The following is a 13,216-nucleotide window of genomic DNA, read 5'->3' as shown; positions in this document are numbered from 1 at the left end:
CCGGCCCCTCTATGCACGATGCCCCGCCGCCACCCCTCGACCGACAGGGCATCGGCCGTTTCCGTCCTCGCGCTTTCCAGCGCTCCGACACCTGACTCAACGACGCCCTTCCTGCGGGGTTACGCGGGACCGTCGAGAACCGTCGTCCCTCGGGCAAGATCGCTCGAACGGGTGACGTCGCTCGGCCCGTTGCCCTGATCGGTGCCCCGCCGGTGACCCACCGTCAGCGGGGTTGTGCATTACCGCACACCGCGCACCCGCTCGGTTGCCGGATGTGCCGGCATCGCTAGGCTGCGCCCAATGAACCCTTTCCGACCTCCCCTTGCGGGCCGGACCGTCAGGTCGGCTGCGGCGCGTGGTTGCGGTGGCGAGGGTTCGACGGCCTGCGTCAACTTCAACTGATGTCGGGCATCACACTGTTTTCTTTCCATACGCTGGTGGCGGCGCGACGGTGCGCCGCAGAGACGGGACGGGACGCGCAATCGTGGACCTGTACGAGTACCAGGGGCGGGACCTGTTCGAGCGGCACGGACTTCCCGTGCTCGCCGGCGGCGTCGCCACGACCCCGGAGGAGGCCCGCGCGATCGCCGAACGCCTCGGCGGCCGGGTGGTCGTCAAGGCACAGGTGAAGGTCGGCGGACGAGGCAAGGCGGGCGGCGTCAAGCTGGCCGAGGGCGCGGAGGAGACGGTGGCCCGAGCCACCGACATCCTCGGCATGGACATCAAGGGTCACACCGTCCACAAGGTCATGATCACCGTGACCGCGGACGTGGCCGAGGAGTACTACTTCTCGTACCTGCTCGATCGGGCGAACCGTACGTTCCTCTGCATCGCCAGTGTCGCCGGCGGCATGGACATCGAGCAGGTCGCCGCCGAGACCCCGGAGAAGGTCGTCAAGGCACCCATCGACGCCGTCAAGGGCGTGGACGAGGCGAAGGCGCGGGAGATCGTCGACGCGGCCAACTTCCCGGCCGAGGTCGCCGACCAGGTCGTCGAGGTCGCGGTCGGCCTGTGGCAGGCGTTCGTCGCCGAGGACGCCACCCTGGTCGAGGTGAACCCGCTGGCCAAGACCGCCGAGGGCAAGCTGCTGCTGCTGGACGCCAAGGTCTCGCTCGACGAGAACGCCGGCTTCCGGCACCCGGACCACGAGGCGCTCGTCGACCAGGCGACGGTGGACCCGCTGGAGCAGGCCGCCAAGGAGAAGGACCTCAACTACGTCAAGCTCGACGGCGAGGTCGGGATCATCGGCAACGGTGCGGGCCTGGTCATGTCGACCCTCGACGTGGTCGCCTACGCCGGTGAGCGGCACGGCAACGTCAAGCCGGCCAACTTCCTCGACATCGGCGGCGGCGCGAGCGCCGCGGTCATGGCCAACGGTCTGGAGATCGTGCTCTCCGACCCGTCGGTCAAGAGCGTCTTCGTCAACGTCTTCGGCGGCATCACCGCCTGCGACGCGGTCGCCAACGGCATCGTGCAGGCGTTGGAACTGCTGGAGCAGCGGGGCGAGCAGGTCACCAAGCCGCTCGTCGTCCGCCTCGACGGCAACAACGCCGAAGCCGGTCGGGCGATCCTCGACGGCGCGAACAACCCGTTGATCGAGCGGGTCGACACCATGGACGGCGCGGCCGAGCGGGCCGCCGAGCTGGCGGCTGCGGGGGTCTGACACATGGCTATCTGGCTGACCAAGGACTCGAAGGTCATCGTTCAGGGGATGACCGGTTCCGAGGGTTCCAAGCACACCCGCCGGATGCTCGCCGCCGGCACGAACGTGGTGGGCGGTGTCAACCCGCGCAAGGCGGGCACCACAGTCGACTTCGACGGCACCGAACTGCCGGTCTTCGCCAGCGTCGCGGACGCGATGAAGGACACCGGCGCGGACGTCACTGTCATCTTCGTACCGCCGCAGTTCACCAAGGGCGCGGTCATCGAGGCGATCGACGCCGAGATCCCGCTGGCCGTGGTGATCACCGAGGGGGTGCCGGTGCACGACACCGCCGCCTTCTGGGCGTACAACGTGGCCAAGGGCGAGCGGACTCGGATCATCGGCCCGAACTGCCCCGGCATCGCATCGCCGGGCTCCTCGAACGCCGGCATCATCCCGGCGGACATCACCGGCAGCGGCCGGATCGGCCTGGTCAGCAAGAGCGGCACGCTGACCTACCAGATGATGTACGAACTGCGGGACATCGGCTTCTCGACCTGTGTCGGCATCGGCGGTGACCCGATCATCGGGACGACCCACATCGACGCGCTGGCCGCGTTCGAGGCCGACCCGGACACCGACGCCATCGTCATGATCGGTGAGATCGGTGGGGACGCCGAGGAGCGGGCGGCCGAGTTCATCAAGGCCAACGTGAGCAAGCCGGTGGTCGGCTACATCGCCGGTTTCACCGCCCCGCCCGGCAAGACCATGGGGCACGCCGGTGCGATCATCTCCGGCTCGGCGGGCACCGCCGACGCGAAGAAGGCGGCGCTGGAGGCGGTAGGCGTGAAGGTCGGCAAGACGCCTACCGAGACGGCCAAGCTGATGCGCGAGATCATGTCCGCTGGCTGAGCGGAAACAACCCGCTGAGGGGCCGACCGTCAGGTCGGCCCCTCAGCGGTTCCAGTACGGGTAGTTCCCGGTCGCCTGGAGGATCAGGCTGACGACGATGTTCAGCACGCCGAGCGCGATGGCCACGTAGCCCAGCACCGGCGACTGGCGGTACCGGCGCGCGTCGCGGATCGACAACCAGCCGAAGACGATGCCGAGGATGCCGCAGCACAGCACACCTGTCACGATGCCCAGCACGCCCCAGAGGGTCGTGCGGTCCCGGCCGGCGGGTGGCGGCGGGGGTGGTGGATACGGAGCGTTCACGACTCCCCTTACTGTCACATGCTGCCGCGACGTCGGTCACGGCCCCTGTGCCGAGGCTAGAGGAGCCGGTGCCCGCCCACGCCTGATCAGGCGAACTGGTCCGGACCGCCGCGCTGAGCGCCGACCATGGGCGGGTGTCGGGCAGCCGGCGCCGACACGGCATGCCAGAGTAGAGCCGATGTCCTTTGTCACCCCTGACCAGCCTCGCCGGGCCACCGACGCCCGGGGAGTCGGTGCCCGGCCGCCCGGCCGGGCCGGCCCTCCGCGTCGGGTGCCCGCTACGCGGGCGGCCCCCTCGGGTCGCAGCCATCCGCCACTCGCGGTCGCCGCGCTTGTCGCCGCCACCGGGGCGGCCATCACCGCCTGGCTGCCGGTGGCGCTGGCGCTCTGGCTGTTCCAGCTCAGCGAGGGCACCGGCAGCCTGCTCGACGCCGTGCGGGCGGGGGCAGCGGGATGGCTGCTCGGGCACGGGGTGCCCCTGACCACGGCCAGCGGTCCGCTGGGCCTGGCTCCGCTGGCCGTCACCGCGCTGGCGGTGTGGCGGCTCACCCGGGCCGGAGTGCATGCCAGCCGAGCCATCGGTGCCCGGGGTGGGCGGTCGCCGGGCAGTACGCTCGCCGTCGCGACGGCTGTCGGTTTCGCGTACGCACTGTTGGGAGCGCTCGCCGCGATGCTCGTGGGGACCGGCGGGCCCGGTGTGTCTCCGGTGCGGGCCGGGCTGACCCTCGTCGCGATCGGCACGCTCGCGGCCGGCGCGGGAGCCGCCCGGACGACAGGGCTGGCTGAGGTTCTCGCCGAGCAGGTGCCGACGCCGCTGCGCGAGGGTGTGCGGGCAGGTGTGGTCGCCGCTCTGGTGCTGCTCGGTGCGGGGGCTGCGGCGGCGGGTCTGGCCGTGGCGACCGGTGGCGGTGACGCGGCCGACCTGATCGGTGCCTATCGCACAGGTGTCGCCGGGCAGGCCGGCATCACCCTGGTCAGCCTCGCGTACGCGCCGAACGTCAGCGTCTGGTCGGCCAGCTATCTGCTCGGCCCGGGCTTCGCGGTCGGCACCGACACGGCGGTACGCACCAGCGAGGTCTCCGTCGGCGCGCTGCCGGCCCTGCCGTTGTTCGCCGGGCTGCCGGGCGGGCCGGTCGACGGGCTCGGTGCGGTGACCATCCTCGCCCTGCCCGTGCTTGTCGGAATGGCCACCGGCGGGCTGCTCGCGCGCCGGTTGCTGCGACTGGCCGCCGCCGAGCGGGCACCGCTGCCCTGGCGGCGGCTGCTCGTACCGGCGGCGTTCGCCGGGCCGGTGGCCGGGCTGCTGCTGGGTGTGGCCGCGACGGCCTCCGGCGGGCCGCTGGGCGCCGGCCGGTTGGCGGAGGTCGGGCCGGTCGGTTGGCAGGTGGCCGTCGCGGCACTCCTGGTCACCGGCGGCGGCGCGCTGCTCGGTGCCGCCGCCACGCGGTGGCTCGCCCGACTCGCCACCTGAGCTTCTCGCCACCGACGGATCTCCGGACGAGCCAGGGGCGTCCCGGACGTACCGGGACGCCCCTGGCGGCGGGCAGGCGCACGCGTCAGGGGTACATCGACCCGCCGACGTTGAGCGCCACCACCACGATCTGCAGCACGCCCAGCAGCAGTCCCACGGCGCCGCAGATCAGGCCGGCGAGCGCCTGGCCGGAGTTGCCGGCCAGTCCCTGGTCGGCCTTCTGCTTGCCCAGCCAGCCGGTCACCAGCGCGGCCAACCCAAGCGGGATTCCGAGGTAGCAGCAGCTCAGCGGGATCGACGCGATACCGAGGATCATCGCGACCAGGCCGAGGGTGTTCTGCTGGCCCTGCGCTCCGGTGAAGCCCGCGTTCGGGTACATCGGTGCGCCGCCGTAGGGCTGCGGTGCGTACGGGTCCGCGTAGGGCTGTCCGTACCCCTGCTGTCCGTAGGCCGGGGGCTGTCCGTAGCCCGGCTGTCCGTACGCCGGGGGCTGTCCGTAGCCCGGGGGCTGCCCGGCGGCCGGCGGCGCGTACGGATCGTAGGGCGCGGGCGAGGCCGGCGGCTGGGCCTCCGGCTGACCCGGCACCGGGGGTTGCTGACCGTACGGGTCGGCTGGGGGTTGCTGACCGTACGGATCGGTCGGCTGGGCGTACGGGTTGGCCGGTGGCGGCGCGTACGGGTTGGCCGGCGGTGGCGCGTACGGGTTCGCCGGCTGTGGTGTGGTCGGCTCCCCGTACGGCGGCTGCTGGCCGTACGGGTCCTGACCGGGGTGACCGGGCTGCATCCGAGGCTCAGTAACCGCTGGCGTTGCTGCCGCTCATCGAGCCCAGCAGGCCGCCACCCAGGCAGCACACCAGGACGATCGCGAGCCAGGCGATACCGACGATCAGGGCCCACTTGGACCACTTCTTCGACTCGGCCGCCGCGGCCTGGGCACCGGCGTAGTCACCCTGCTGGAGCAGCGGGTTTACCTTCGAGGCGTTGATGATCGCCGGGATGGCCAGCGGCCAGAACAGGAAGATCGCGACGATCGACATTGTCATGTTGTTGTCGACCGGCTGAGGTGGCTGGGAAGGGTAATCGGGCTGCATGACGACATGCTCCTCACGGTTGTGCGCTGACGGGTGCGGGCCGGACACGCGCCGGTCCCAAGCGACCGGCAGCGTACCCGGTCCAGGCCAGTCCGGCAGGTGCGCGACGCCGCGCTGCCCAGCGGATGGGCACCGGCCGCCGGCCGGATAGGGTGTGCCGGTGACCCAGTCCGCCCGTATCGTCGTCCTTGTCTCCGGTTCCGGAAGCAACCTTCAGGCTCTGCTGGACGCGACCGCCGACCCGGCGTACGGGGCACGGGTGGTCGCGGTCGGGGCGGACCGCGACGGGATCGCGGGCCTGGACCGGGCCGCCGCAGCCGGGGTGCCGACCTTCGTCGAGCGGGTCAAGGACCATCCGGACCGCGACCAGTGGGACGCCGCGCTCACCGCGCAGGTCGCCGAGCACCGACCCGATCTGGTCATCTCGGCCGGGTTCCTGAAGCTTGTCGGTCCGCGTTTCCTCGCTGCCTTCGGCGACCGGTACCTCAACACGCACAACACCCTGTTGCCGGCGTTCCCCGGCATCCACGGCCCACGCGACGCCCTCGCCTACGGGGTGAAGGTGACCGGGGCGACCCTCTTCCTCGTCGACGCCGGGATGGACACCGGCCCGATCGTCGCGCAGGTGGCGGTGCCGGTACGCGACGACGACGATGTCGACACGCTCACCGAACGCATCAAGGAAGCGGAGCGGGCCCAGCTCGTCGAGCAGGTGGGCCGGCTGGTCCGTGAAGGTTGGACGATCACCGGAAGAAAGGTCACGGTCGGAGTGAACTCCATCCAGGACGGGCGACGCCCGATCCGGCGCGCACTTGTCAGCGTCTACGACAAGACCGGCCTGGCCGAACTGGCCACGGCGCTGCACGCGTCCGGTGTGGAGATCGTCTCCACCGGCAGCACCGCCTCGACGATCGCCGCCGTCGGGGTGCCGGTGACCCCGGTGGAGCAGGTGACCGGCTTCCCGGAGATCCTCGACGGGCGGGTGAAGACCCTGCACCCGGCCATCCACGGCGGGCTCCTCGCCGACAGGCGCAAGGACGCGCACACCGCTCAGCTCGACGAGCACCGCATCGTCGGGATCGACCTGCTGGTGTCCAATCTGTACCCGTTCCAGGACACCGTCGCCTCCGGCGCCGGTCAGGACGAGTGCGTCGAGCAGATCGACATCGGCGGGCCGGCGATGGTCCGGGCCGCCGCCAAGAACCACGCCTCGGTGGCCGTGGTCACCGATCCGGGCGCGTACCCGATGCTGCTGGCCGCCCTCGACGGCGGTGGCTTCACCCTGGCGCAGCGTCGGGCGCTGGCCGCCCGCGCCTTCGCCGACATCGCCGAGTACGACGTGGCTGTCGCCGAGTGGTTCGCCGCGTCGGTGGCCCCGGCCGCCGACGGCTGGCCGCACTTCGCCGGCCTGGCGTTGCGCCGGCAGTCGGTGCTGCGCTACGGCGAGAACCCGCACCAGGCCGCCGCCCTCTACACCGACCCGGCCGGTCCGGCGGGGCTGGCCCAGGCCGAGCAGCTGCACGGCAAGGAGATGTCGTACAACAACTACGTCGACGCGGACGCCGCCTGGCGGGCCGCCAACGACTTCGCCGACCAGCCCGCGGTGGCCATCATCAAGCACGCCAACCCGTGCGGCATCGCGGTCGGTGCGGACGTGGCGGAGGCGCACCGTAAGGCGCACGCCTGCGACCCGGTCTCCGCCTTCGGCGGGGTCATCGCCGTCAACCGGCCGGTCACCGTGGAACTGGCCGGGCAGATCGCCGAGATCTTCACCGAGGTCGTGGTGGCACCCGGTTACGAAGCCGGTGCGGTCGAGACGCTCCAGGCCAAGAAGAACATCCGGCTGCTGCGCGCGCCTGACGTCCGGCCGCGTCCGGCCGAGTGGCGGCAGGTCACCGGCGGCGTACTGGTGCAGCAGCGCGACGCGATCGACGCCGAGGGCGACGACCCGACCACCTGGCGGCTGGCCACCGGCGAGCCGGCCGACGTGGCGACCCTTGCCGACCTGGCCTTCGCCTGGCGGGCGGTACGCGCGGTGAAGAGCAACGCCATCCTGCTGGCCCGGGACGGCGCCACTGTCGGCGTCGGAATGGGGCAGGTCAACCGGGTGGACTCGGCCCGCCTGGCGGTCAGCCGGGCCGGTGCCGACCGGGCGCGCGGCGCGGTGGCCGCCTCGGACGCGTTCTTCCCGTTCGCCGACGGCCCGCAGATCCTCATCGAGGCCGGCATCCGGGCGATCGTCCAGCCCGGCGGCTCCATCCGCGACGAAGAGGTGATCGACGCCTGCAAGCGGGCCGACGTCACGATGTACCTCACCGGCACCCGCCACTTCTTCCACTAGGCGTGGTCCGGCTTCTCAGCGGATGAGACGCGGATGCGAAATGTTGGACGGTTTCCGTTAGCGGCTAACGGAAACTGTCCAAGATAGCGACACCGGCGCGTCGGCGTACTCCGCGCGCAGCTCCCGCCGCCGCGTGGGGCACGGCCAGGGCAGGTCGCAGCCGCCGCAGCTCCAGATCGGCAGCACCGGGCCGTGGGTGCTCACCGCACACCGCCCAGAAACCGGGCGACACTCGCGTGAGCCTGCCGACTGGTCGCCCACTCCACCTGCCAGCAGGGGTACGGCGACAGCCGTGACCACCACGCCCGGCATCCGGCGCACATGCCATCGAGCCCTCGTACGTGCACCACGAGGATCATCTGCTCCGGGCCGCCGATCACTGCTTGTTCTCCTGCGGCCAGTGACCCCGGTTGATCGGGATACGGTGTCGGGCACGACACGGCAGGTCGGCTCCGCAGCGGCAGACGCGCCGCCAGAGCTGCCAGGACCAGACCGGCCGATGCCGTCGGGCGAAGGTCAACGCGGTGGCCGACAGGTACTCGTCGTACGAGACGCGCCGCCTGCTCGAAGCCGCCCGTCCGAATGAGTCGGACACGGATCGGCTCAACGGAGCTTCCCCGGCTGAGGTCTGCTGGCTGGCTTGCCGGGCGTTTCCCACGGCCGCTCAGGACTGCCGTCGGGTTGCAGGCGTGCTGCGCGGTCGAGCAGCCGTTGTTGCGCTGCCGCCTGCTCGACGTCCTGGTACCGCTGTCCGGTCCCCGGCGGTGGTGGCGCTGCAGGACGCCGCAGCAGCCATCGCATCAGTCCGTGCAGGTGCGATCGGAGCGTCACAGTTCCGCCTCCTCGATCAGCGTCGGGAGGGCGGATCCGATGAGAGCTTCTGGGCCTTGGAAGCAGCCTGCCCATGCCAGGTTCAGCGTGTTGTCGGCGTCGACGTTCATGTGCGAGACGATTCCGCTGGACTAGCTGTGGCGGCCATGTCGGCTGGTCATGTCACGGTGACATGCGCTGCCTCGACCTGTCCGGACGGCAGCCCTAGGCTCCGGATTGAGCACCATGAGTAGTCGCCCGACGACGCTGGAGTCGCTGTGCCGTTCAATCATCTCCGGATTCCTGATGACCTCTGGTCGCGGGAGGACATACGTGCGGCACTGGCTGCCCGCGATGTTGGGACGTTGTTTCGGCTGCTCTCCCGGCACACCGGGGCGAGTCAGACCCGCATCGGTGCTGCCGTCGGCTTGGAGCAGGGTTACGTCAGTCGTATCATCGCCGGCCGGAAGGTCACGTCGATCGACGTGTTGGAGCGGATCGCCGACGGCTGCGGTATGCCCGACGAGTCACGGATGACGCTCGGTCTCGCGCCGCGCCAGCGGTCATGTCGCCCTGACATGGCTCACCGTTGGGACGGCCGGCAGAGTGACGTGCCGGTCAACCGATCCTGGCGCGAGGATGTGCGCGCTGCCGCACAGTTGTGGGAAGGCGACGTGAACCGTCGAGAAGTCCTCCGTCAGACAGTGTTCAGCTCTGCCGCGTACACCCTGCCCGCGCTGCGCTGGTTCACCGCCACCAACCCGCAACCCGTCGCACAGGAGGGTCGACGAACGGTCGGTCAGCCCGATATCGACACCATCCGCGTGATGACCGCCACGTACCGGCGACTCGACAACCAGTTTGGCGGGGGCCACGCCTGTGACAAGGTCACCCGTTACCTCCACCAGGAGGTCACGCCCCTGCTGACCGAGGGTCGATACGACCCACCGACCGGCCGCAAGTTGCTGACCGCCGTCGCCGAGTTGACGCAGCTCGCCGGCTGGCAGGCGTACGACATGGCCGAACACGGCCTCGCCCAGCGATACCTCACCCATGCCCTCGAATTGGCCCGCACCGCCGACGATCCCGGCCTGGGTGCCGAAATCCTCGCCGCGATGAGTCACCAAGCGACCTATCTCGGCCACACCGCCATCGGCGTCGACCTCGCCCGCGCAGCCCGACACACCGCACACCGCGCCGGAATCACCGTGCTGACCGCCGAGGCGCTGGTCATGGAAGCCCATGCCCACGCCGTCGCCCGCGACGCGTCCGCCTGCGCCACCGCCTTGCACCAGGCGGAACAAGCCCTCGACCGAGCTGACCGCAGCGGCGACCCGCAGTGGCTCGGGTACTTCGACGAGGCATACCTGTCAGCCAAGTTCGGCCACTGCTTCACCGCCCTCGGCCAACACCGCCAAGCCGAACGCTTCGCCGCGCGATCCCTGCGCATGGACGAGCGCTACATACGCGGCAAAGCCTTCAACCTCGCACTCCTGGCCACCATCCAGGTCCGCCACGGCGAGCCCGACCGCGCCAGCGTCATCGGCGGCCAAGCCCTCACCCTGACCACGCAACTGAAGTCCGCCCGCGCCGTCCGCTACGTACGTGACCTGCAAACGGACCTTATGGCGCACCGCCTGCGACTGACAGTCCGCAACCTCATCAACCGCATCGACGCGGCGCTCGGGCAGCGCCGCTGACTACAAATCGCCGTGAGCCTTACGCGCGACCAGGTCCAGAACCGCAATGACCGTACCGGCACCCACGATCTCGCCCTGGGAGACGAGATGCCGGGCCTCCTCCAGCGGGATCCAGGCGACCTGCTCGGCCTCGTTGATGTCCACCGGAGCACCGATGTGCTCCGCATCGCGGGCAAGAAACAGCAGGTTCTCCGCGTCTGCGGTCGCTACCCATGGCTGGAACGACAGCAGCGGCTCCACCGCACCCGGACGCCAACCGGTCTCCTCCTCAACCTCCCGGACCGCGCACGTTGCCGGATCTTCCCCTTCATCGACGTAGCCACCGGGCAGCTCCCACACCCAACGGTCGAACACGAACCGGTGCCGCCGCATCAGCAACAGCCGCTCCCGACCGTCGAGCACCGCGACCATCGCCGACCGAGGAGCCCGAATCACGTACTGCTCGAAGCGGACCCCATCCGGCAACTCCACATCAGCGATGCTCAACCGCGCCCGCCGGCCACCATCCACCACCCGCTCACCGTGGATCGTCCACCGCGTCGATCCGGTGCCCTGTTCTTCCACCATCCGGCCAGTATCCGACCAGCGCTCTATCTGCCGCCCCACCAGATTGGCCCGCCAGTCCCCGTCTCAGGTCGTCGGTTGGACGGTCGCCACGGTCCGCTGGCGGGCCAGCAGGCAGGAGATGCCGTCGGCGGTCATCGGCCGGGCCAGGAAGTATCCCTGGCCATGGGTGTAGCCGAGGTCGCGGAGCACGGCGACCTGCTCGGCGCTCTCGACGCCCTCGGCGACTGTCTCCAGGCCGAGCGCGCGGGCGAGTTGGATCACCGCGCGGGCCACCGCCTGTCGGGCGTCGGCCGCCGCGGCCTGGCCGTCGTCGATCTCGATGCCCTCGACGAAGGACCTGTCGAGCTTCACGATCGAGGCGGGGAAGGCGCGCAGCAGGCTCAGCGACGATTCGCCGGTGCCGAAGTCGTCGAGCGAGAGGCGGATCCCCATCCGGTCGAGTTCGAAGAGGGTTCGGGAGACCTGCTGACCGCGCAGTACCGCGGACTCGGTCACCTCCAGCACCAGCCGCTCGCAGGGTAGCCCGCTGTCGACGAGCGCGGCCGTCACGTCGGAGACGAAGTCGGGGTCGTGCAGTTGCCGCGCGGAGACGTTCAGGCCCGCCTCCCGGAGTGCGTCCGGCCCGAACTCCCGTGCCCACGCCGCCGCCTGGCGGCACGTCTCGCGCAGCACGAACCGGCCCAGCGGCACGATCAGACCGGTCCGCTCGGCGGCCGGGATGAACTCGGCCGGGCTGACGACCCCACGGATCGGGTGGTGCCAGCGGACCAGCGCCTCGACTCCGACCAGCCGGTTGTCGTCGAGTCGCAGGATCGGCTGGTAGACGACACGTAGCTCGTTGTCGTCGAGGGCCCGCCGCAGTTCGCCGCCGAGCTGCATGTGGGCCAGTACCGGCTCGCCCATGCCGTCCACGTAGCGTACGAAGGCTGCCTTTCCGCGCTGCTTGGCTGTGTACATGGCGACGTCCGCGTCCCGCAGCACCGAGTCGACTGTGGCACCGGGGGCGGCGTCCGCGATGCCGATGCTGGCCTGGACCAGTAGGCGGTGCTGGCTGATCGGTTGGTCGAGCGCGGCCAGCAGCCGGCCGGCCAGTTCCTCGGGGTCGGCGTCCGCGCCGGTGAGCAGGACGGCGAACTCGTCCCCGGCGACCCGCACCGGGAGGCCGTCGTCGCCGACCTCGGCGCGCAGCAACTGGGCGACCGAGACCAGCAGTCGGTCGCCGACGCCGTGCCCGAGCAGGTCGTTGACGGTCTTGAAGTCGTCCAGGTCGACCAGGAGCACCGACGCGGGTGTCGTCTCGGTGAGCGCGGCGGCGAGGCGGTCCCGGAAGAGCACCCGGTTGGCCAGCCCGGTGAGACCGTCGTGGCTGACCTCGTACTGGAGGCGCTCCTCCTGGATGCGGGTGTTCCGCAGCAGCCGGGCGTTCTCCCGGTAGGCGATGAACTGCCGGGCGCTCACCAGCGCGGTCACCACCACCGCGGCGATCAGGACCACCCGGACCGGCCAGGTCAGGGGGGCGCCGAGCGCGACCGCGAGCAGCGGCACGTCGACCGCCACCACGGCCAGGTACGGCAGGAGCATGCCGTTGCGGGCCTGATCGCGCCGGGTCCCGAACTCGGCCCGCCACTGTGCCGCGACACCGAGGGTGAAGAACACAGGGGTCAGCGGCATCACGATCGCCTGGGCGGGGATGGCGGCGACGTATCCGTACCGGACCGCGAGCACGGCGACGATCCCGGCGGTGACGCCGCCGCTGGCCGCGACGCAGCGCAGGGCGACGCGATCCACCGGGCCACCGGCGATGAAGGACACCTTCGTCGCGGCGCCGACCGCGACCAGGAAGGCGAGCCCGACGAGTGCCATCGCCTGCGGGCTCCACGGCTCGGCGGAGGAGAACATCGGGGCCAGCCCGACGTAGCAGAGCAGGGCCGCGCAGCCGAGGAACGCGATCATGCGGTCGAGCAGGATGCGCCATCGTTCAACGCCGCCGGCCTCGACCACGGGCACCCGGGCGACAGCCCAGATGGCGACGACGAAGCCGATCGCCACGCAGGCCGCCGCCGGCAACGGCATGCTTCGCGTACGGGCCTCGGCGGCGTGCGTCAGCATGTCCAGCGCCAGCCAGCCGTACCCGATCGTGATGGTGACCGCCGCGACGAGAAGCGCGCGCCAGAAGCGTCGGGTGACCGGGTCGAGGTCGGCGTGGCGGAGCAGATGTACGACGGACCCGGCGGCGAAACACCCGCCGACGGGCACGAATGTGTACGCGAGCGCCTCGGTGCCGGCGCCGACAGTGAAGTTCGCGACGCACCAGGCGGTGCCGAGGGCGGCTACCACGACCGTGGCCTGCACATACCGCACAGCGATCCGGCTGTTCCT

Annotated in this window: 11 protein-coding genes and 1 pseudogene; 6 read left to right on the top strand and 6 right to left on the bottom strand. The window is 70.9% G+C overall.

Annotation, left to right across the window (positions count from 1 at the left end; translation table 11 throughout):
• Positions 1–484 precede the first annotated feature (484 nt).
• Positions 485–1,663, top strand: a complete 1,179-nt coding sequence (gene sucC / locus Van01_RS20035) for an ADP-forming succinate--CoA ligase subunit beta (protein WP_099849770.1) — start codon at positions 485–487, stop codon at positions 1,661–1,663.
• Positions 1,664–1,666: 3 nt separating this feature from the next.
• A complete protein-coding gene (gene sucD / locus Van01_RS20030) occupies positions 1,667–2,554 on the top strand; it encodes a succinate--CoA ligase subunit alpha (protein WP_204009591.1) in 888 nt (295 codons plus the stop codon).
• Between the two features lie 42 nt (positions 2,555–2,596).
• Here sucD and Van01_RS20025 read toward each other — a convergent pair whose 3' ends face one another.
• Positions 2,597–2,857: a hypothetical protein gene (locus Van01_RS20025; RefSeq protein WP_093404994.1), complete on the bottom strand. Its 261-nt coding sequence runs from the start codon at positions 2,855–2,857 to the stop codon at positions 2,597–2,599.
• Between the two features lie 178 nt (positions 2,858–3,035).
• On the opposite strand from Van01_RS20025, the gene Van01_RS20020 reads away from it, so the two are divergent.
• Entirely contained in the window at positions 3,036–4,328 is a 1,293-nt protein-coding gene (locus tag Van01_RS20020) for a cell division protein PerM (protein ID WP_204009588.1), read from the top strand.
• A gap of 85 nt (positions 4,329–4,413) precedes the next feature.
• Here the strand turns inward: Van01_RS20020 and Van01_RS20015 are convergent, their stop codons facing one another.
• Positions 4,414–5,112 carry a DUF4190 domain-containing protein gene (locus Van01_RS20015; protein ID WP_204009585.1) on the bottom strand — a complete coding sequence of 233 codons (699 nt, stop codon included), beginning with the start codon at positions 5,110–5,112 and terminating at the stop codon, positions 4,414–4,416.
• Positions 5,113–5,119: 7 nt separating this feature from the next.
• Entirely contained in the window at positions 5,120–5,419 is a 300-nt protein-coding gene (locus tag Van01_RS20010; protein WP_204009582.1) for a CD225/dispanin family protein, read from the bottom strand.
• 154 nt (positions 5,420–5,573) lie between these two features.
• Between Van01_RS20010 and purN the strand changes: the two are divergent.
• Together purN and purH are read left to right on the top strand one after the other, a co-directional pair.
• A pseudogene (gene purN / locus Van01_RS20005) lies at positions 5,574–6,185 on the top strand (phosphoribosylglycinamide formyltransferase); the annotation flags it as partial.
• Positions 6,186–6,188: 3 nt separating this feature from the next.
• Positions 6,189–7,760, top strand: coding sequence for a bifunctional phosphoribosylaminoimidazolecarboxamide formyltransferase/IMP cyclohydrolase (gene purH, locus Van01_RS20000; protein ID WP_204009813.1), 1,572 nt, complete (start codon positions 6,189–6,191; stop codon positions 7,758–7,760).
• 200 nt (positions 7,761–7,960) lie between these two features.
• Here purH and Van01_RS33140 read toward each other — a convergent pair whose 3' ends face one another.
• Positions 7,961–8,344 (bottom strand): hypothetical protein, encoded by a 384-nt coding sequence (locus Van01_RS33140; RefSeq protein WP_239099182.1) that lies wholly within the window; start codon positions 8,342–8,344, stop codon positions 7,961–7,963.
• A 504-nt stretch (positions 8,345–8,848) separates the two neighbouring features.
• Between Van01_RS33140 and Van01_RS19990 the strand changes: the two genes are divergently transcribed.
• Positions 8,849–10,270, top strand: a complete 1,422-nt coding sequence (locus Van01_RS19990; protein WP_204009576.1) for a helix-turn-helix domain-containing protein — start codon at positions 8,849–8,851, stop codon at positions 10,268–10,270.
• Here Van01_RS19990 and Van01_RS19985 read toward each other — a convergent pair whose 3' ends face one another.
• The gene (locus Van01_RS19985) at positions 10,271–10,837 is read right to left on the bottom strand and encodes an NUDIX hydrolase (RefSeq protein WP_204009572.1); all 567 of its coding nucleotides are present in this window, start codon (positions 10,835–10,837) and stop codon (positions 10,271–10,273) included.
• A gap of 63 nt (positions 10,838–10,900) precedes the next feature.
• On the bottom strand, positions 10,901–13,198 hold the full coding sequence (locus tag Van01_RS19980) for a putative bifunctional diguanylate cyclase/phosphodiesterase (RefSeq protein WP_239099175.1): 2,298 nt from the start codon (positions 13,196–13,198) through the stop codon (positions 10,901–10,903).
• Positions 13,199–13,216 lie beyond the last annotated feature (18 nt).

The sequence above is a fragment of the Micromonospora andamanensis genome (genome assembly GCF_016863495.1).
Lineage (GTDB): Bacteria > Actinomycetota > Actinomycetes > Mycobacteriales > Micromonosporaceae > Micromonospora > Micromonospora andamanensis.
This window is presented reverse-complemented; position numbering and strand designations above follow the sequence as displayed.

What these genes read in the sequence shown, in the direction of transcription:
- sucD (WP_204009591.1), top strand. Translation starts at nt 1,667, where the DNA reads ATGGCTATCTGGCTGACCAAGGACTCGAAGGTCATCGTTCAGGGGATG.
- Van01_RS20020 (WP_204009588.1), top strand. Translation starts at nt 3,036, where the DNA reads ATGTCCTTTGTCACCCCTGACCAGCCTCGCCGGGCCACCGACGCCCGG.
- Van01_RS20015 (WP_204009585.1), bottom strand. Translation starts at nt 5,112, where the DNA reads ATGCAGCCCGGTCACCCCGGTCAGGACCCGTACGGCCAGCAGCCGCCG.
- Van01_RS20010 (WP_204009582.1), bottom strand. Translation starts at nt 5,419, where the DNA reads ATGCAGCCCGATTACCCTTCCCAGCCACCTCAGCCGGTCGACAACAAC.
- Van01_RS19985 (WP_204009572.1), bottom strand. Translation starts at nt 10,837, where the DNA reads ATGGTGGAAGAACAGGGCACCGGATCGACGCGGTGGACGATCCACGGT.